This window comes from Pseudomonas sp. MF6751, assembly GCF_016613265.1.
GTDB classification, from domain to species: domain Bacteria; phylum Pseudomonadota; class Gammaproteobacteria; order Pseudomonadales; family Pseudomonadaceae; genus Aquipseudomonas; species Aquipseudomonas fluorescens_BV.
Map to the genome: position 1 here is coordinate 38,881 of NZ_JAENSV010000016.1, position 18,053 is coordinate 56,933.

At 60.6% G+C, this 18,053-nt stretch carries 18 protein-coding genes; 8 read left to right on the forward strand and 10 right to left on the reverse strand.

Annotated elements, in window-relative coordinates:
* Window positions 1-55: 55 nt before the first annotated feature.
* Both JJD66_RS15090 and JJD66_RS15095 read right to left on the reverse strand, forming a co-directional pair.
* On the reverse strand, window positions 56-544 hold the full coding sequence (locus tag JJD66_RS15090) for a type II toxin-antitoxin system MqsA family antitoxin (RefSeq protein ID WP_200648483.1): 489 nt from the start codon (window positions 542-544) through the stop codon (window positions 56-58).
* Window positions 541-852, reverse strand: coding sequence for a type II toxin-antitoxin system MqsR family toxin (locus tag JJD66_RS15095; protein ID WP_054897719.1), 312 nt, complete (start codon window positions 850-852; stop codon window positions 541-543). The genes JJD66_RS15090 and JJD66_RS15095 overlap by 4 nt, the downstream gene beginning before the upstream one ends.
* 159 nt (window positions 853-1,011) lie before the next feature.
* Between JJD66_RS15095 and JJD66_RS15100 the strand changes: the two genes are divergently transcribed.
* The gene (locus JJD66_RS15100) at window positions 1,012-1,671 is read left to right on the forward strand and encodes a FadR/GntR family transcriptional regulator (protein WP_200648484.1); all 660 of its coding nucleotides are present in this window, start codon (window positions 1,012-1,014) and stop codon (window positions 1,669-1,671) included.
* Window positions 1,661-2,926 carry a CynX/NimT family MFS transporter gene (locus tag JJD66_RS15105; protein WP_198791260.1) on the forward strand — a complete coding sequence of 422 codons (1,266 nt, stop codon included), beginning with the start codon at window positions 1,661-1,663 and terminating at the stop codon, window positions 2,924-2,926. The genes JJD66_RS15100 and JJD66_RS15105 overlap by 11 nt, the downstream gene beginning before the upstream one ends.
* Here JJD66_RS15105 and JJD66_RS15110 read toward each other — a convergent pair.
* From JJD66_RS15110 to JJD66_RS15145, 8 genes are all read right to left on the reverse strand, one after another.
* On the reverse strand, window positions 2,923-3,567 hold the full coding sequence (locus JJD66_RS15110; RefSeq protein WP_200648485.1) for a DUF1120 domain-containing protein: 645 nt from the start codon (window positions 3,565-3,567) through the stop codon (window positions 2,923-2,925). The genes JJD66_RS15105 and JJD66_RS15110 overlap by 4 nt on opposite strands.
* Before the next feature lie 11 nt (window positions 3,568-3,578).
* Complete coding sequence (locus JJD66_RS15115; RefSeq protein WP_200648486.1) at window positions 3,579-4,718, reverse strand: DUF1120 domain-containing protein; 1,140 nt, start codon at window positions 4,716-4,718, stop codon at window positions 3,579-3,581.
* A gap of 11 nt (window positions 4,719-4,729) precedes the next feature.
* Window positions 4,730-7,144: a fimbria/pilus outer membrane usher protein gene (locus JJD66_RS15120; RefSeq protein ID WP_200648533.1), complete on the reverse strand. Its 2,415-nt coding sequence runs from the start codon at window positions 7,142-7,144 to the stop codon at window positions 4,730-4,732.
* 138 nt (window positions 7,145-7,282) lie between these two features.
* Complete coding sequence (locus JJD66_RS15125; protein ID WP_200648487.1) at window positions 7,283-7,987, reverse strand: fimbria/pilus chaperone family protein; 705 nt, start codon at window positions 7,985-7,987, stop codon at window positions 7,283-7,285.
* Window positions 7,988-8,018: 31 nt separating this feature from the next.
* Window positions 8,019-8,648 carry a DUF1120 domain-containing protein gene (locus JJD66_RS15130; RefSeq protein WP_200648488.1) on the reverse strand — a complete coding sequence of 210 codons (630 nt, stop codon included), beginning with the start codon at window positions 8,646-8,648 and terminating at the stop codon, window positions 8,019-8,021.
* Window positions 8,649-8,728: 80 nt separating this feature from the next.
* The gene (locus tag JJD66_RS15135; RefSeq protein WP_198714892.1) at window positions 8,729-9,352 is read right to left on the reverse strand and encodes a DUF1120 domain-containing protein; all 624 of its coding nucleotides are present in this window, start codon (window positions 9,350-9,352) and stop codon (window positions 8,729-8,731) included.
* 12 nt (window positions 9,353-9,364) lie between these two features.
* A complete protein-coding gene (locus tag JJD66_RS15140; RefSeq protein ID WP_200648489.1) occupies window positions 9,365-9,979 on the reverse strand; it encodes a DUF1120 domain-containing protein in 615 nt (204 codons plus the stop codon).
* 35 nt (window positions 9,980-10,014) lie between these two features.
* Window positions 10,015-10,770, reverse strand: a complete 756-nt coding sequence (locus JJD66_RS15145) for a DUF1120 domain-containing protein (protein WP_308706293.1) — start codon at window positions 10,768-10,770, stop codon at window positions 10,015-10,017.
* A 270-nt stretch (window positions 10,771-11,040) separates the two neighbouring features.
* On the opposite strand from JJD66_RS15145, the gene JJD66_RS15150 reads away from it, so the two are divergent.
* The 6 genes from JJD66_RS15150 to dacB all read left to right on the forward strand — a co-directional run bounded on the left by JJD66_RS15150 (window position 11,041) and on the right by dacB (window position 18,052).
* Window positions 11,041-11,859: a response regulator gene (locus tag JJD66_RS15150; protein WP_200648490.1), complete on the forward strand. Its 819-nt coding sequence runs from the start codon at window positions 11,041-11,043 to the stop codon at window positions 11,857-11,859.
* Between the two features lie 196 nt (window positions 11,860-12,055).
* Entirely contained in the window at window positions 12,056-12,691 is a 636-nt protein-coding gene (locus JJD66_RS15155; RefSeq protein WP_054897729.1) for a response regulator transcription factor, read from the forward strand.
* A 422-nt stretch (window positions 12,692-13,113) separates the two neighbouring features.
* Window positions 13,114-13,584 (forward strand): nuclear transport factor 2 family protein, encoded by a 471-nt coding sequence (locus JJD66_RS15160; protein ID WP_200648491.1) that lies wholly within the window; start codon window positions 13,114-13,116, stop codon window positions 13,582-13,584.
* A 37-nt stretch (window positions 13,585-13,621) separates the two neighbouring features.
* Window positions 13,622-13,927 (forward strand): GIY-YIG nuclease family protein, encoded by a 306-nt coding sequence (locus tag JJD66_RS15165; protein ID WP_105225848.1) that lies wholly within the window; start codon window positions 13,622-13,624, stop codon window positions 13,925-13,927.
* Between the two features lie 83 nt (window positions 13,928-14,010).
* The gene (locus tag JJD66_RS15170; RefSeq protein WP_200648492.1) at window positions 14,011-16,425 is read left to right on the forward strand and encodes a TonB-dependent siderophore receptor; all 2,415 of its coding nucleotides are present in this window, start codon (window positions 14,011-14,013) and stop codon (window positions 16,423-16,425) included.
* 169 nt (window positions 16,426-16,594) lie between these two features.
* Window positions 16,595-18,052, forward strand: coding sequence for a D-alanyl-D-alanine carboxypeptidase/D-alanyl-D-alanine endopeptidase (gene dacB, locus JJD66_RS15175; RefSeq protein WP_200648493.1), 1,458 nt, complete (start codon window positions 16,595-16,597; stop codon window positions 18,050-18,052).
* Window position 18,053: the final 1 nt, after the last annotated feature.

Consider the following 18,053-nt stretch of genomic DNA (forward strand, 5'->3'; position numbering starts at 1 on the left):
GTTTGAAAAAATAAACCCGGTCTGGTGCCGGGTTTATTTTTGCCTGTTGATCTGTTCAGGATGCTTGGGCCGCACGTTGTTGCTGATCTTTTGCTATGAGCAGGCGATTGAGGTCTTCTCCGACATTGAGCGCCTCGATCTCGGCCAGCAGATGCGGATGCTTATCCAGTAGGCGCATGAGTGTAAACAATGGTTCAGGAGGGAAAACCTCAGCCCTTTCGTAGCGAGAAAATGAGTTTTGCCCGCGCACAGTCAACAGCTTCACTGCCTCCTTCTGAGTGAGGTGCAGTTTGCGACGGATTCGCTTCATTTCAGCCGCGATGATTTTTCTCCCATCAATCAACAATTGGTCACTGGCATCGGAATAACGCTCTGCGCTGTCATCGTCATGATCGAATTCGATTTCCTTACAAACCTGGCATTCCCAGCCCGCGATGTTTGGAATGTCGCGCATCATGCCGCGTGTGTTGATGGTGAAGGTGCGACCTGCGAAATACTGCATTCCATCATGGGTTCCGCAATTCACGCATTGTTGGGTTTTCATAAGGTTTTCTCCTTGAAGGAGATTACGGGAGCTTCGCCGCCTGGGCGGTGAGTCACCTTGATGTAAATCTCCGTACCGTACATCTTGATCAGATAGACGTCCTGCCATATCCGGTGGTCTGCATAGGTTGTCATCGATTTGTACAACATTCGCGTTTCAAGGGCGCAGACCGCCAACCGCATCTGGCCGATGCTCAATTCAAGTTGACGAGCGCTCTCCCGCGCAGTTGCCGTAAAGGCTCTGTGGCCCAGCCGGATGACTTGCGCCTTGATCAAGGCCAGATCGTAATGAGGTGTGTACTTTTCCATAAGACACCTGAGTCCAATAATTACCCTCTGAGGGTAATTTTACCAATCGAAAATACTGCTCCTTTCCCTGCCTAAAAACCCTAGTGCGTTGCCTTTGTAGGCGACTCCTAATAGGCTGTAGGAAAATTCATCCTATGATTGGACGAAAGCGTAAAGCCCATGACAGACATTGCCCCGCTGATCAAACGCTCCCTGGTTGACCAGGCGCTGGAACAACTGCGTGTGCGCATTGCCGAGGGTGTGTGGGCCGTTGGCGAACGCCTGCCCACCGAGCCCGAACTGTGCGCCGAACTGGGGATCAGCCGTAACACCGTGCGCGAAGCCATGCGCGTGTTGGCATTCTCCGGGTTGATCGAAATCCGCCAGGGCGACGGCAGTTATCTGCGCTCGATGACCGACCCGTTGGGCACGATGCGTGCGTTGTCTCATTGCACCCTGGGGCAGGCGCAGGAGACGCGGCAGATTCTGGAAGTGGAGGCCATCGGCCTTGCTGCGCAACGCCGTACTGCAAGTGACCTGCGAGCGTTGCGCACAGCGCTGGATGCCAGCGCCGCGCTGTATCAGGGCGACCTCGAGGCCTATATCAGCGCTGACCTGGCGTTTCACCAACGCTTGGTGGACGCCGCACACAACCCGGCGTTGAGCGAGCTGTATCAGTATTTCTCCGCTATCGTCGGCGCGCAGTTGCGCCAGACCCTGAACCTTTCACCGCGTCGCCAGGCCGTGTTCGACTTGCACGTTGCCCTGCTTGACGCCGTGGAGCAGCAAGACCCCGAACGTGCCAAATCCCTCTGCCGGCAGTTGATCAATGAACCCTGAAACCCAACGCACGCCCGAACTTGAAGAGTTGTTGATTGACGCCGAGGCCGATGACGACGAGGTGCAGCACAGCCACCCGCGGGTGAGCCGGCCCTGGTTGCTGTTGCTGGGCCTGATCCTGGTCGCGCTCAACTTGCGCCCGGCCTTGTCGAGCCTGTCGCCGCTGTTGGCCGACGTCTCCAGCAGCCTGGGCCTGTCGGCCGCCCAAGCCGGTTTACTGACCACCCTGCCGGTGTTGTGCCTGGGCCTGTTCGCGCCCATGGCGCCGATCCTGGCCCGACGCTTTGGGGCTGAGCGGGTGGTGTTCGGCATCTTGCTGACCCTGGCTGGCGGGATCATCCTGCGCAGTTCATTCGGGGAAGTGGGCCTGTTTGCCGGCAGCCTGATCGCGGGCGCCAGCATTGGCATCATCGGCGTATTGCTGCCGGGTATCGTCAAGCGCGACTTCGCCGCACGTGCGGGCGCCATGACCGGCGTTTACACCATGGCCCTGTGCCTGGGCGCCGCATTGGCGGCAGGGGCCACGGTACCCTTGAGTCATTACTTCGGCGACAGTTGGCCCCTTGGTCTGGGGTTCTGGATTCTGCCAGCGCTGTTGGCGGCGTTGTTCTGGTTGCCGCAAGTGGGGCAGAAGCACGGCGCACACCGCGTCGCTTACCGTGTGAAGGGGCTACTGCGTGACCCGTTGGCCTGGCAAGTGACCTTGTACATGGGCCTGCAATCGTCCCTGGCCTACATCGTGTTCGGCTGGTTGCCGTCGATCCTGATCGGCCGTGGCCTGAGTGCCACAGAGGCGGGATTGGCGTTGTCCGGCTCGATCATTGTGCAATTGTTCAGTTCCCTGGCCGCGCCATGGTTGGCCACCCGTGGCAAGGACCAGCGCCTGGCGATCGTGGTGGTGATGCTGCTGACCCTCGGCGGCCTGTTCGGCTGCCTGTATGCGCCGCTGGACGGTTTGTGGGGTTGGGCGATTCTGCTCGGTCTGGGGCAGGGCGGTACCTTCAGCCTGGCGCTGACCTTGATTGTGCTGCGCTCGCGTGACGCTCACGTAGCCGCCAACCTGTCGAGCATGGCCCAGGGGATCGGTTATACCCTGGCGTCCCTTGGCCCTTTCGCTGTGGGCGTGGTGCATGACTGGACCGGCGGCTGGACGGCCATCGGCTGGATCTTCGCAGTGATCGGCCTCGGCGCCATCGTGGCGGGCCTGGGCGCCGGACGTGCGCGCTACGTGCACGTCACCTGTGAGAAGGTCTAGAGATAAACCACTTCCAGGGTGGCCGAGCCGTCAATCGGGGTTTGCGTGCTCAAGTCCAGATGCTTGCGAGCATTGATCACGGTCTGCACCGTGACGTGGCTGCCTATTATGCCAATGGCGGTGGGGCCGCTGACGCTGCCCTCGATCGACGTAAAACCCAGGTAGCTCCTGGAACCGATGTCGATGGGGTTGAGGTTGGACGTGCGCCATGCCAGGCCCCCGGTGGTGGATTCGGTGCCGTAGAGTTGCCCGTTGTTGCTGGCCTGGGTCTGCCGAGGATCGAAGGTCATGGAGTAGACGCCCAGGGGTGTGCCGTTGCTGTCGAACCCCAGCCCGTAGTAAATCTCGCTTTCGACCAGGGTCGAGTCGCTGCGGTTGTCTTGCATGCGCAGGGCATAACGTACCGGGCCGGTACACGCCATGCCGAAGAACAGGGTCTTGGCGGGAAGACGGGTGCGGGTTTCCAGGTTCAAGTCTTGTTGAGATATTTTGCCGTAGTCAATCAGGCCGCCGTTTGACAGTTGCGGCAGGCACGCGGCGGGCGTGACCAGCCCCTGGACGCTGAGGTCCACCGTCGAGGCCGCCAGCGCCGCCTGGGTGCTGGTCAATAATAGAAGGCTGCAAAGGGCAGGAATTTTCATGGTACGCACTCCTACAAGTAAATGATTTCGAGGGTGCCGGACCCATTGATACGCACGACATCGCGCAGATCCAGCGATTGGATGGGGGCCAGGTACGTCTTGATGCGCATCGTGCCGGTCAGGACCTGTATGGCGAGCGGGCCCGTAGTCACGCCGGTCTTGTCGGTAAAGCCCATGAGGCTGTTGGCAGCCATGGGTATCTGCCGCGCAGTCGAACTGCTCCAGGCTGCGCCATTGCTGGTGGAGTCGGTGCGGTACAGCGTGGACACGCTGTCGGCGCTGAATTCCGCTGGGTCGACCGTCAGGTAGAAACGTCCGATTTTGTTGTTGCTGGCGTCCAGGTCCAGACCATAGGCCGTTTCATCGGTGCCGCCGGTGGCTGAGCCATCGCGATTGTCTTTCATGCGCAGGCCGAAGCGGGCCGGAGCATCGCAGGTCACGCTCAGGCGTACGGTGCGCGTCGGTAGCGGTGTTTCGTGGGTGGCACTCAGATCCTTGGCGTACAGCGTGCCGTAGTCCACGACGCCCTGGTCCGACAGTGTCGGTTGGCAGGCGGTCGGCGCGAAGTGGGCGCGCAACGTGAGGTCGCGGTAACGCCCGCTTGCGCTGTGGTACATCATCCCGCTGACTTCCCAGGTGGTGGCGTCGCGTACCTGGGTGGCGGCCGGGTCGGCCCAGGCGCGCAGAGTCAACTGCAATGCCAGGGTTTTCCCCTGCAACACCGTGCTCTGGTGCAGCGGCGCGATGCCATGGTCGGGCCGCCATTCCAGCACGCTGGCGCTGCTCACCGGCGCCTGGCCTGCGCCGGGCAACAAGCCCAGTTCCACCGCCCGGCCGTCGAGCACGGCGTTGCCGACTTCTATGGCATAGCTGCCGTTGGGAGTGAATTGCAGACGTTGCGCGGAGGCGGCGGTACCGCGATAAAACAGGCTCAGGTCCTGGGCCTGGGGGCAGGTGAACGTCAGGCTCAAACGGCGCTCGCCGAGCAGGCGTTGCGGCGCGCTGTCGCTTTGCGCCAGGCGACTCATCAAGCCCAAATCCACCATCGGTTCGCTGAGGTTGAATTGGCACTCCTCAAAGGCTTGAGCGGTGCCGGCAAACGCGAGCAATAACCCCAGGCTCACGTAGCGCAAACAGATTGCAGGGTGCATGGCAGTACTCCTCATGGTGTGTGGCAACGAGCAGGTGCGGTTTCGAAATACACCGTGGGGTCGGCTTTTGCCGGTAGTTGGTAGCGCAATTCACAGCGTTTGCCTTGGGAGGTGGTGATCCACAGCGCTCCTTGGTCCAGCACATTGGGCAGGAACACCTGGCTGGCGTCCTGCACCAAGGTGATGAACTCACCTGTGTTCGTCGTAACGGACGCTCCCACCGGCATGGGGTTTCCCTTATCGTCGCTGACGGTGAGCAGCATGCGGCGGGTCAGGCCCACGCCGAACTCGACCCGATCGACAGCGCCACGCCCGGCCGAGATCACGGCCAGGCCATTGTTGATATCGGCGTTGCGCGGTAGTGAGCGGGTCTGCACTTCCACTGGGCTGCGCCCGTAGGCGGCGACCTGCGGCACCACGGCCTGGCCTTGCCAGTCGGTCCACACCGGCCCACTGGGGGTGCTGAGCTTGATGCCGCTCATGTCGCCGACGGATACCAGAGCGAAGGTGTCGCGCACCGGGTAGGGGGTAAATGTCATGCCGTCGCCATGCACGACTACACCGCCGCGGGCGCCGCCCTGGTAGCTCGAACGCTCGGCATCGGAGCGGCTGTAGCTCAAGTCGAGTTGGGTATAGCGCGGCAATGCCGAAACGCCCACGCTGGTTTCCACCTGATGGTCACTGCTGTCGTGTTCGGCGCTGACGCGGTAGCTCAGTTGGTCGTCGATCTGTTCGGTCAGGCCCAGGCCGGTACGGTTTTGGCCGCCGGAGTTGCGCACCCAACTGCGCAGCCGGCGGCTTTCGCCCAACGGCACGCTGACAGTGAGGTAGACCGCGTTGTCCTGTTGCTGGCGTCCGCCCATCTGCCACTCGGCGCTGGCCGATAACGAGACTGCGCCAATGCTCGTGCCCCACGCTGCGAGCGCGCGGCTGCTGCTGTTGCCCTCGAAGGTACTCGAACGTGAAACGCCGGCGCTGAATGCGCCCAGCTGCGGATGTGACCACCCCAGGTTGATACTTTGTTGATCGCGATAGCGTGAGTTGCGCTGACTGTCGTCGCGCTCGTAGCTGCTTTCCTCCAGTTCGCGGTAGCCGCTGCTGCGCCAGGAGTTGGCGGCGCTGAACGACCATCGCTCGCTCAGGCGCTGTGACCAGGAAAGATCAGTCTGCACCCCCGAGACCTTTTCCCACGACTGGGTGTTGGACAATTGGGTAGACACTTGGATCTGACTGTCCAGCCACGGCAGCCAGCCCAAGCTAGCGCCCGCCGAGCGATACTCGCCGGTCGCCAGCACGCCAGTGCCCAGGGTCAGTTGCGGATGCAAGTTCCCGGTCCAACCGGCGCTGACCACCCACGGCGCCTCTGCCTCGGCCCCGCCGACGTTACGTACGCGCCCCGCTGCGACCGAATAGCCGGGTGCAGGCAGGCCGAGACCGAGCATGGCGGCGGGTACGGTGAAACGTCGTTCCCCGCCGACACTTTCCTTGACCGTAACTTCGACGTCCGAACGTGTATTCAAACGGCGTACATCGTTCAGCACAAACGGCCCGGCAGGCACCACGGTGGAGTGAATCAGCGCGCCGTTCTGGCGCACTTCTACCTGTGCCGGGCTGTTGGCGATCCCCTGGATTTGCGCGCTCTGGCCTTGCTCCTGAAGGGCCTGCTCGGTCAGCACCTGGACGCCGGTGATTTGTGCGCCAGACAACACCGGGTTATAGAGGTTGATCTGCCCGGCCTGCAGCACTGCCTGATGGCTGGCGAAGGTCCGTTGCGCATAGGCCTCCAAGTGGGTGCTGCGCGATAAGCCATCCTGCCAGGTCTGTACTTGGCGGCTGCGCACGATCCAGTCGCCGGCGTTGAAGCCGACTTCGGTATTGGCTGAACCAAACCGGCTGGCGTCTTCGCCGAAGCGGTTGTAGAACCCGCTCAGGTCGTAGTTGAGCATCCCGGCAAACCCGCCGGTCTGGTAGCCCGAGATGTCCTGTTGCACGGGGCGCAGTGCTTCGGTGGGCACGACCAGTGCCAACGTCAGTGTCGACGGGTCCGGTTCCACCAGGCTTTGCGGATACCGCACGAGAAAATCCTGACAACCTACCGGGTCAGCGGGTATCACCAGGTTGGCGGCGTCCAGCAACGCACGGTCCAGGCAGGGGGTGCCCTGTTGATCGAAACTGACCTCCAGGCGTCCCCGGCGCAGGCCATTGACCCGCAGGTTGACGCTATGACGCCCGGCGGCAAAGCGCGGGGTTGCCAGCAGCAGGCTGGCCAACTGTGGATCGATGCCGCGCTGATGCAAGGTCTGGGCGTCGAAGCCTGCGGGGCTGGTGTCGTCGGCCCACGCCTTGTCCGGCATAAGCGCATACAGCAGCAACACCAGCGGCAAGGCTGGGCGAATGGGCACGGCTTCGCCGTCACGGTAACTCAATACTGTTTTCACGCAAGGTACTCGCTTAGTGAACGCACAGCCCTCATTTGGTTCGGGGCTTTGGGCGTTCTGGTGACGGTCGATAAGCCGTCACTTCGTTATCCAGGCGGCGGTCTTGGCGACGCCTGTGGTTTTCTGTCAGAGGGTGATGGGGGCGTCGTAGGCCTTGACCGCAAACCCGTACACAGTGGCCGGTTGCAGCCTCACCGTCTTGGCTTGGCCACCGCTGGCCGGCACGCTCAAGGCTTCACCTGGCAGCACATAGGTGCGCGGCAGCATCGCCTTGCCGTCGCCGGGCAACAACTGCAGCTCCTGTGCCAGGCGCACCACATAGGGCGTGTCATTACGCACCTGCAATTGGCCGTCGCGCAGGGTCCATGTCAGGCCGGTCCAGGGGCTGCGATTGGGTGCCAGGCCCTTGGGATGCACAATCACCGGCAGGTTCTGGCGCACGGTCACGCCCACGCGGGCATGACCGGCGGCAGTGGCTGCGCGGCCCTGGGGCATGCCTTCGAACACGGCGCGTTTGAGCCGCTGGGTGAGCAACGGTTTTTGGTTTTGCAGAATAAAGCGCACCAACTGGGATTTGGACGCTTCGACTCGGGACAGCGGCGGCGTCACCACCAGCAGGGGTTCGGTGTCTTCCGGAATATCCTGCAAGGTCACATGCAACAGCGAAAGCTGGCTGTCGGAATTGGTCACCGAGACGGAAGCTTCACCATCGGCCTCGTGGACGATCACCACGGATGTGTCCGGGACCATGCCGTCAGCCTTTGCTTGATTACCGAATATCAGCAGCAGGGCAACAAGGCCGAACGCGGTGTTTGAGCATGTCATCGTCATGATGGGTTTTCCATTAGGCGAAATGAGTGGGTCAGAGGTAACGCAAATCCAGAACGATGGAGCCGTCGAGGGGCACTTCCTGATTCAGGGTCAGGTACTGCGAAAAGTTGATGGCGGTGTCCACTTGAAGCTGGACCCTCAACTGGCTGATGAAGTCGGGTTGACGGTCGCCCGCCGGGGCAAAGGCCATATAGGATCGCGGGTAGCCATTGGGCTCTTGCGTCCAGCTTTCGCCGCTGTTGGTGGAGGCCAAGACTTGCATGGCCTGTGAATCCCCCACCGGGTTGCGGTACGACAGCGCCACGGAGCCGAGACGCTCGTCCGGTACATGGATGTTCCTGCCCAGCCCATAGAAATAATCCGGTGCCAGGGAAGACTCCGCACGATTGTCGATACCCACCAGCGCAAACAACATGGGCCTGGCGCATTGCACCTGCAGTTCGAGTTGTCGGCTGGGCAGCACGGTGAATTCGTCGACAAGGAGGGTGTGTGCAGGGATCTTTCCGTGGTCGACAAAACCTTCATCCGACAGCTCGATATAGCAGGCATCCGGTGTCACACGACCGGTTACCGTAAGCTCGGCCGCGGTGCCCGCACTGGCCTTGGCCGCAGCGCACAGGGATAACAACAGCACGGTAAAGAAACGGGTGAACATAGTCATCGATTCATCACTGGCACGGGTGAACACAGCCCACGGCGAAGCCCATGCCCATCAAGGATGAGGGCATGGGGCACCATGGGTCAGAGGTACTTCACTTCAAGGGTGGCGGAGCCGTCGATGGTTACTTCGTTGCTCAGGTCCAGGCCATCGGCGCGGTGAATTGCAGTGGTCACACCCACATCAACGCTCAAGTCCTTGACCGCCAGGGGCAGGGTAAGGTCCTCCATTGAGGCCACTGACATGTACAGGCCTGGGTCCAGGAACTTCTCTTTGAACCAGGTCTGGCCCTGGTCAGTAGAACCGATCGTCTGCACTACAACGCCATCATCGGCGACCGGGTTGCTCAAGGTGAGGAAGTAGTAACCCAGTTTCTGGGTATCGTTGATAAAACCCAGGCCAAAGTAAGAGCTGCTCATGCTGGAACTTGCACGGTTATCGATCGGGTGCAGGGCAAACTGAATCGGAGCGTCACAGTTGACCGTCATCGTCAGGGTGCGTTTATCCAGATGTGTTGCGTCGTCCAGATTCAGATCCTTGGCGGAAATCTTGCCGTGGTCGACCACGCCGCCACCGGACAAGCTGGGTGTGCAAGCGCTGGGCACGATCAGGCCTTTGACGGCCAGGTCCACGCTGGAGGCAGCGAAGGTGGTGGCCGAGCCGAGCAGCAATACGCCGGCGGCCAGGGTGGTCAATCGGGTTTTCATCGTAGGGACTCCTTAAAGGTAATTGACTTGTACGGTGGCGTGACCGTCGATAGGGACTTCGTCGGTCAGCGTCAGGTTGTTGGCAGGTGCGATGTGGGTGATCAGGCGGATCTCGGCGTCCAGTTCCTTAATGGCAATCGGTATCACGTCGTCGCTGTGGGCGATCGCCGTCAGCAAGGTATGGCTGAGCATCACCGAAGGCATCCAGGTCACGCCGCCATCCCTTGAAGTGATGGTGCGCACGGAGACCCCGTCGGCCACGGGCATATAGAGACCCAGCCCGGCATCGCCGACTTTTTCATCGCTGGGTGTGGTGCCCAGCCCATGCCAGCTGAAGTGGCTGGCGGAGGTGCCTGAACGGTTGTCGATGGTGTTGAGGGTGAAGTACGTCGGCCCGTCGCAGCGCACACTCAACAGCATGGTTTCTCTGGGCAGATCGGTGTAGGTATCGGTGTTGAGGTCCTTGACCGACACCTTGCCGAAGTCCACAGTCCCGCCGCCGGAGATGGCTGGTGAGCAAGCGCTGGGGGTGATGCTGCCGCGCACGAGCAAGTCTGTGTTGCTGGCGGCGAATGCGGTCGGGCAGAGCAGCAAGGTACCTAGCAGGCTGGATGCAAAAACATTCATGTCAGTGAATCTCCTTGGGCATGGGGGCAGAGGCGTTATAGGTATTTGACTTCAAGCGTGGCGGACCCGTTGATAGGAACCTCTGTGGTCAGATCCATTCCTGCTGTCGGCGCGATGATGGTTTCCACCATGAGGTCTGCCACCACCTGCTGGACCGGGGTGGGTGCCCACCTGCCGGTGATGCTGTCGCCAAACGAAGCGAGGTAGGAGGCTGGCCAGATGTCACTCGGGAAACTTTCCCGCCAGGTGAGGCCGTTATCCGAGGACTCAATCATGGAGATCGCTGCGCCATCGGCGATCGGATTGCTTAAGGTCAGGGAGAAACTGCCTAATTTTTTTCCGCTGACCAAGCCCAGGCCATAGCTGTTCCTCGGATCGTGGGCGTCACCAACGTTATCAATGCCCTTCAGGGCTAGCAGGGTTGGCGCATCGCACGTGATGCCTAGTTGCAGGTTGTGATTTTTAAGCACGGTCCACCCCTCCAGCTTCAAATCCTTTGCCGAAATTTTTCCGTGGTCGACAATCCCGCCGCTTGAAAGGCTGGGCGCACAGGCGCTGGGTGTGATCAGCCCTTTGACGGCCAGGTCCACGCTGCTGGCTGCGAATACCGATGAACTCATGGCGAGCAGCAGGGCACTGCTCAATAGGGATACAGGGCTCTTCATTTTTCTGTTTTTTCCATTGCAGGCTGGCAGATAGAGGTGCGTGCAACGCAACGCCCGCTTCGGTGTCGGCGGGTGGTTGTCGGTGCGACGGTCTCGATATTTTTTGCGGCTGCCGGGGAGTGGCAAGCCGTCCCTCTTTTGGGGTGGGGCACAATTTAGCGAGGGGCGTGCGCGGGGGAAATACAACTAATACGACATTGGCAGGGGGGATCGAATAGGGCGAGTTCGCGTTTTTTCGTAGTTGTTGTATCGGCTTTAAGCAATTCAAAAGGTTATTGGTTTTGTGTCGATAGCATTCAAAGGAATGTGGCGATCGTTGCTGCCTGAGTAGGCCTCTATGGCTATTGCGTCAGTGCCGAAGGTTGCTGCCGTATCAATAGCTACGAAGAGGTACTGATGGGTTCGCTGTCAGGTTCAACCGCAGGCGCGAGCCGCAAATCGAGATCGCCTGTTACTCCCCCGCCTCACTGGCGGCAGTTGCATGTCCTGGTGGCGGAGGACCATTCAGCCCACCGTCTATTGCTGGGTTGCTTGCTGCAAAAGCTCGGGTTGGACCATGAGCTGGTCGCCGACGGGTATCTCGGGCGAGTGGCTTATGCTCGTCGGCCCTTTGACCTGGTGATCACTGATTGCCAGATGCCCGTCATGGACGGTTACAGCATGGCCCGCGCCATTCGCCAATATGAGCACCACTTCGGGTTGAGGCGAGTGCCGATCATCGCGTTGACCGCCGATCTGCAAAACGACAGCCCCCGGCGCTGCAGCGACGCGGGCATCGATGCGTGGCTACTCAAGCCTCTGACCCTGGAACAATTACGTGCCGTACTGGCGCGATGGCTCCCGGATGCCGATCACGTGCCCATCGGTGAGAAGCCTGTTGCGCGGGTTTCGGGGTGGCCCGCCCGCGCGAGCCTGGTCGCGACGTTTGGCAGTGAACAGGTGGTCAATCAACTGTTGGAAAATCTGCTGGTCGAGGCTTGGCAAGATCACGACCTGTTAGGTCGTGCCTGTGCCGCATTGGACGCATCATTGACCGCCGAACGCCTGCATCGATTGACGGGGAGCCTGGTGTTTGTAGGAGGGACGGGGCTTGAGTCCTGTGCGGTGAGGTTGATCGAGCAGGTTCAGCGCGATGGCGTGTCTGCACACCTGGCGGAATTGACACTGTTCCAGGCACGCTTGCGCGCCTATCTGGATTATCTGTCCACTCTATGAAAGGTGTTTACAGAGGGTTTAATTTATTTGGAAGTCTAGTTTTTGCTGTAGGTGGTTTCCTATTGTGTTGTAGTCCAAAAAATAGCCACTACTAAACATTGGTTTCGGCTGCAAGCGGGTCTTTGTTAGCAGTTGTTGATAATCGCTGACAGAGGTATTTTGCGCGGATTCAAGTTGCCACCATTCGTAGGTATCTATGCTTCGAGTAATTATTGCTGACGATCACCCTATTGTCCGAGTCGGGCAGAGAGTTGTGATTGAGGCGAATGGCAAGTGCAAGGTGGTCGGCGAAGCCGACGGCCCCGATCAATTGCTCGGGGTGTTGAGTACTACGGCATGTGACGTGCTGGTCACCGATTTTGCAATGCCGGGCGGTCAGCAAGCCGATGGCTACAGCCTGTTGAGCCTGCTGCGTCGTCAGTACCCGAACGTACCGGTGATCCTGGTGACGATGTTCGCCAACGTTGCCACCCTGCGTGCCGCCTTCGCCCATGGTGCCAAGGCAGTGGTCGCCAAAAGTGCCTCTGCCAAGGAGTTGCCCCTGGCGATCAAAGCCGTGTGCGCGGGCCAGACCTTCGCCAGTGAATGCCTGCGGGTGCAACTGGTGGAGGCGGGGACAGGCAATCAGTCCCATGAGCCGCAGTTGTCCGGCAAGGAGAGCGAGGTGGTGCGCATGTTGGCCAGCGGCATGACGGTCAGCCAGATCGCGGCCAAGGTCCACCGGAGTATTTCCACTATCAGCAAACAGAAAAGTACAGCGATGCAGCGGCTGAGTATCTCTACCGATGTTGAACTGTTCGCCTATGCGCGTGCATCAGGAATGGTACCTTAGAAAGTTGCAGTTTTATGACAGCGATTTAACTAAAGGCCAAACGCAGGATTCGTATTGGTTGTATGGGGCGAGTGCGCTAAGTGCTCTAACTTGTTGTTCGCGTCTGCTGGTATTAGTTGAGGGTTGTTTGAATCCCCGGTCAAATTAGTTGAGTCGAAATACCCATTGGGCGGTGTACTTCCTTGCGCCCGCTTAAGCGCTGGTTAATCGACCGTAAGTGATGCGACCCTGACGGAGGTCAGTTGCAACGCGCCTGCATTGATAGCCGTCAAGGCCGCGCGGCTAGTGTTCAAGTCCGCACTGCCGACCGCTGAAGGGATCCAGATCGACGGCAGCGCTATTTTTGTCATGAATGCCCATGGTCTTCGCGGCCTGTGCGGATTATCGTGCAGGCCTGACAATAATTGCTGCGGAACCTGCCCATGAGTGCTGCCCACGATGCCCTGATCCACCGCTTCTACGAGGCGTTTCAGCGCCTTGACGCCGAGGCCATGGCCGCTTGCTACACCGACGATGTGGTCTTCAGCGACCCGGCTTTCGGCGAACTGCGCGGGCGGGATGCCGGTGATATGTGGCGCATGCTTACCACGCGGGCCAAGGATTTTTCCCTGACGTACGACCATGTGCGCAGCGATGACAGCACCGGCAGTGCCCATTGGGTGGCGACGTATTTGTTCAGCGCCACCGGCAATACCGTGGTCAACGATATCGGTGCGCGGTTCGTGTTCCGTGACGGCAAGATCTGTGAACACCACGACCACTTCGACCTATGGCGTTGGTCGCGCCAGGCGTTGGGCCTCAAGGGCCTGTTGCTGGGCTGGTCGCCCGCGTTGAAAAACGCGGTACGTGCCCAGGCGCTCAAAGGCTTGAAGGCATTTCAGGCCGGGCGTTGATAAGATTGGCGCTCTTCTGGTTTGCCGACTCCGACTTGTGACTGATCCCTCTGAACCCAAACCCTGGTTCGTCTACCTGGTGCGTGCCGCCAACGGCTCGCTGTACTGCGGCATCAGCAATGACCCGGTGCGCCGGTTTGCCTCGCACCAAAGCGGCAAGGGCGCACGGTTCTTTCTGTCCAGCCCCGCCGTGGCCTTGGTGTACACCGAACAATGTGCGAGCAAGGGCGAGGCGCTGCGTCAAGAGCGCTTGATCAAGAAATTGAAGAAGAGTGCCAAGGAGTGCCTGGCCGCGAGTGGCCTTGAGGGCGGCATAAACAAAAATAGTTGCGAACCCATGTGAGGTAAACCTGCGCCCCATCCGTGTAGTGCTTGAAACTGCGATCTATTCGCATTAACAGCGTTTTCAACACGGGTTCTCAGAGCATGAAGTCGACGGCGGGCGGTTGGGTAAAACAGTGGCTGGGAGCTTCGGTCTTGGCGGTGTCGGGGCTGGCGTTGCTGCCCTTGAGCGTTGCGCGTGCGCAGGAGCAGCACAGCGCCCAGTTCAATTTTGCCCTGGCAGCCAAACCACTGCCCCAGGCCCTGAGCGAATTCAGCCGGGTCACCGGCATCAGCGTGATCTATACCGATGAAGCGCCCTACGGCCTCAATGCCCCGGCAGTCAGCGGGCCGATGACGGCGAGCCAGGCGCTGCAACGCCTGCTGAGCCAATCCGGCTTCACGTTCCGCCAGATCGACGCCCGCACCCTGGCGCTGGAGCCGGTGCCAACCGACGGCGCGGTCAACCTCGGCCCTACCACCATCAGCGGCGCCAGCTTCACCCAGGACAGCACCAGCTACCAACCGCCGCCGACCAGCTCGGTAATGCGCTCCCATGGGTTGCTGTTGGAAACCCCACAAACCGTCAACGTAGTGCCTGCTCAAGTGCTGCGCGACCAGCAACCGCGCAACCTGGATGACGCGCTGGGCAATATCAGCGGTATCACCCAGACAAACACCCTCGGCAGCACCCAGGATGCGGTGATGTTGCGCGGCTTTGGCGACAACCGTAACGGCTCGATCATGAAGGACGGTATGCCGATGGTGCAGGGCCGTGCCTTGAACGCGACAGCCGAACGCGTCGAAGTGCTCAAGGGCCCGTCGTCGCTGTTGTATGGCATCCAGGACCCAGGCGGTGTAGTCAATATCGTCAGCAAAAAGCCTGAGCTGGTGCAGTCCACCTCCCTGACCGCACGCGGTTCGACCTTCGGCAGCGGCAAGAACGGCAGCGGCGGCAACCTCGACACCACCGGGCCCCTGGGTGACAGCGGCCTGGCTTATCGCCTGATCGTCGACCATGAAGACGAAGACTACTGGCGCAACTACGGCACCCACCGCGAAACCCTGGTGGCGCCGTCGCTGGCCTGGTATGGCGACACCACCCAAGTGCTGCTGGCCTATGAGCACCGCGAATTTCTCGCCCCGTTCGACCGTGGCACCGCCATCGATCCCAAGACCAACCACCCGTTGAACATCCCCGCCACCCGCCGTCTGGATGAGCCGTTCAACAACATGGAAGGCCGCTCCGATCTGTACCGCCTGACTGTCGACCATGATCTCAACGACGACTGGAAAGCCCACTTCGGCTACAGCTGGAACCGCGAAACCTACGACGCCAGCCAGGTGCGCGTGGTCAAGGTCAACACCAATGGCACCCTGACCCGCAGCATGGACGGTACCCAGGGCGCGTTGACCACCGACCGCTTTGCCACCGCCAGCCTCGAAGGCAAGGTCGATGTTGCAGGTATGCAGCACGATCTGGTGTTCGGCCTGGACGATGAGTACCGCAAGATCTACCGTGCCGACCTGATCCGCCAGGCACCGCGAGGCGGCTTCGATTACAACAACCCGGTGTACGGCAACGAAGTCGCCGGTTCCAAAGTCAGCGCGCCGGACAGCAACCAGACCGACCTTTTGCGCAGCGATTCGCTGTTCTTCCAGGATGCCATCCACCTTAACGATCAATGGATTCTGGTCGGCGGTGCGCGCTACCAGATGTACGACCAATACGCCGGCAAAGGCGTGCCGTTCACCGCCAACACCGACGGCAATGGTCAGAAGTGGGTGCCTCGGGGCGGTTTGGTGTATCGCTATAATGACGAATTGTCGTTCTACGGCAGCTACACCGAGTCGTTCAAACCCAACTCCACCATCGCGCCACTGGCCAATAAAACCGTGTTGAATGGCAGTTTGCAGCCGGAGGAATCCAAAGCCTGGGAGCTGGGTACCAAGTTCGACCTGCCGGGGCGTATCACCGCCAGCGCAGCACTGTTCACGATCGATAAACGCAACGTGTTGGTGCAGGTAGGCGAGGGCCTGACCTCTGAGTACAGCGTGGCCGGCAAAGTGCGCTCCCGTGGTCTGGAGTTGGATGCCAGCGGCCAGCTGACGGATAAGTGGAGCCTGATCGGCAGCTATGCCTACACCGATGCCGAGGTTACCGAAGACCCCAAGCTCAAAGGCAACCGCCTGCAGAACGTGGCAAAAAGCACCGGCTCGCTGTCAGCGGTGTATGACTTCGGCAGCATCCTGGGCGGTGATCAACTGCGCGTCGGCGCCGGGGCGCGTTATGTCGGCGAGCGGGCAGGGGATGCGGCCAACAGTTTCGAACTGCCCAGCTACACCGTGGCTGATGTGTTCGCCAGCTATGACACCAGGCTTGAGGGGCAGAAGGTCAAGTTCCAGCTCAACGTGAAAAACCTGTTCGACCGTACCTACTACACGTCCTCGGTGAATACGCAGTTTGTGTCCATGGGCGATGCGCGGCAGGTGTCGGTGTCCAGTACCTTGACCTTCTGATTCATTTATCTGTGGGAGCTGGCTTGCCTGCGATGGCATCGACGGGGTTTGCCTGATACACCGAGTTGTCTGCATCGCAGGCAAGCCAGCTCCTACAGGAAAGCGGTCGCCACATTGATAGCGAGCTGTTAGCGTTGCCGCCATTGCATGCTTATGGAAAACGCTACTGATGTACTTTGGAAAATGGCTACGCACCGGCACCCTGCTGGTCGGTTTGAGTTTTTTACTGGGCGGCTGCGCCAGCGTCTCCCAAACTTCCACTCCGGCAACCCTGGATAAACTGCTGAGCGATCCGGCGCTGCAAGGTGCTACGGTCTCGCTGATGGTACGTGACGCCCGCACGGGCTCCACGCTGTATCAGCACAACCCACGCAGCCGGTTGGTGCCCGCGTCCAACCTCAAGCTGTTGACCACTGCGGCGGCCATGGATGTGCTGGGGCCGCAATATCGCTTCGCCACCCAACTGCTGAGCAACGGCATACGCCAGGGCGACCGCCTGACCGGCAACCTGTACCTGCGTGGCCTGGGCGACCCGAGCATTCAGTTTGCCGACTACCAGGCGCTGGCCGCGCAATTGGCCAGCCAGGGCGTGCGCCAGGTGCAGGGTGATCTGGTGTTCGATGACACCTGGTTTGATGCCGAGCGGCTAGGTGTCGACTGGTCCCACGATGACGAAACCACCTACTACGGCGCGCAGATTTCGGCGCTGACCGTGGCGCCCAATGCGGATTTTGATGCGGGCAGCGTGCTGGTTACGGCCAAGGCGCCATTGCTGGCCGGCTCGCCGGTGAGTGTCGATATTTTCCCGCCTACTGATTACCTGCAACTGAGCAACCGTGCCATGAGCGGACCGGGCAACAGCTATGGAATCAATCGCCGTCACGGCACCAACCTGTTGCAACTCAGCGGCGCAGTAGCGCCGGGAAAGCAGAGCCAGCAATTGGTCAGCGTCTGGGAGCCAACGCAACTGGTCGCGAATCTGTTTGAACAAGCCCTGGCGCAGCAGGGCATTACCGTACTGGGGCGTCGGGTGATGGGCGGGGCAAGCCCGGCGGCGGTAACGGTGCTGGCCGAGCACCAATCGGCGCCGTTACAGGCGTTGATCACACCGCTGCTCAAGCTTTCGAACAACAATATGTCTGAAGCCTTGCTCAAGGCCATGGGGCGCAAGACGGCCAATAGCGGCACGGCAGCAGCGGGCGCTGTGGCGGTGGCCGGGTTCCTCAAGCGCCAGGGGCTGGAAACCGCCACATTCAGTCAGGTTGACGGCTCAGGCCTGTCACGGCGCAACCTGGTGTCGTCGCAAACCCTCACCGACCTGCTGCTGGCCGCCAGCAAACAGCCGTGGTTCGACGCCTGGTACAACGCGCTGCCGATTGCCGGCAACACCGACCGCATGACCGGCGGCAGCCTGCGCTATCGCTTGCGCGACACGCAGGCGCAAAACAACCTGCACGCCAAGACCGGCTCCATGGGCGGCGTGTCGTCATTGAGTGGGTACATCACCGATGCCGGCGGGCGCAAGCTGGTGTTCTCGATGCTGACCAACAACTACGTGGTGGCCGGCTCGCAGGTCAAGGCGTTGGAGGATCGCGTGGCCGTGGCGCTGGCGCGCAGCGACGAGTGAT

Coding starts and splice junctions, on each gene's coding strand:
- JJD66_RS15090 (WP_200648483.1), bottom strand. CDS start 544: ATGAAAACCCAACAATGCGTGAATTGCGGAACCCATGATGGAATGCAG.
- JJD66_RS15095 (WP_054897719.1), bottom strand. CDS start 852: ATGGAAAAGTACACACCTCATTACGATCTGGCCTTGATCAAGGCGCAA.
- JJD66_RS15100 (WP_200648484.1), top strand. CDS start 1,012: ATGACAGACATTGCCCCGCTGATCAAACGCTCCCTGGTTGACCAGGCG.
- JJD66_RS15105 (WP_198791260.1), top strand. CDS start 1,661: ATGAACCCTGAAACCCAACGCACGCCCGAACTTGAAGAGTTGTTGATT.
- JJD66_RS15110 (WP_200648485.1), bottom strand. CDS start 3,567: ATGAAAATTCCTGCCCTTTGCAGCCTTCTATTATTGACCAGCACCCAG.
- JJD66_RS15115 (WP_200648486.1), bottom strand. CDS start 4,718: ATGCACCCTGCAATCTGTTTGCGCTACGTGAGCCTGGGGTTATTGCTC.
- JJD66_RS15125 (WP_200648487.1), bottom strand. CDS start 7,987: ATGACGATGACATGCTCAAACACCGCGTTCGGCCTTGTTGCCCTGCTG.
- JJD66_RS15130 (WP_200648488.1), bottom strand. CDS start 8,648: ATGACTATGTTCACCCGTTTCTTTACCGTGCTGTTGTTATCCCTGTGC.
- JJD66_RS15135 (WP_198714892.1), bottom strand. CDS start 9,352: ATGAAAACCCGATTGACCACCCTGGCCGCCGGCGTATTGCTGCTCGGC.
- JJD66_RS15140 (WP_200648489.1), bottom strand. CDS start 9,979: ATGAATGTTTTTGCATCCAGCCTGCTAGGTACCTTGCTGCTCTGCCCG.
- JJD66_RS15150 (WP_200648490.1), top strand. CDS start 11,041: ATGGGTTCGCTGTCAGGTTCAACCGCAGGCGCGAGCCGCAAATCGAGA.
- JJD66_RS15155 (WP_054897729.1), top strand. CDS start 12,056: ATGCTTCGAGTAATTATTGCTGACGATCACCCTATTGTCCGAGTCGGG.
- JJD66_RS15160 (WP_200648491.1), top strand. CDS start 13,114: ATGAGTGCTGCCCACGATGCCCTGATCCACCGCTTCTACGAGGCGTTT.
- JJD66_RS15170 (WP_200648492.1), top strand. CDS start 14,011: ATGAAGTCGACGGCGGGCGGTTGGGTAAAACAGTGGCTGGGAGCTTCG.
- dacB (WP_200648493.1), top strand. CDS start 16,595: ATGTACTTTGGAAAATGGCTACGCACCGGCACCCTGCTGGTCGGTTTG.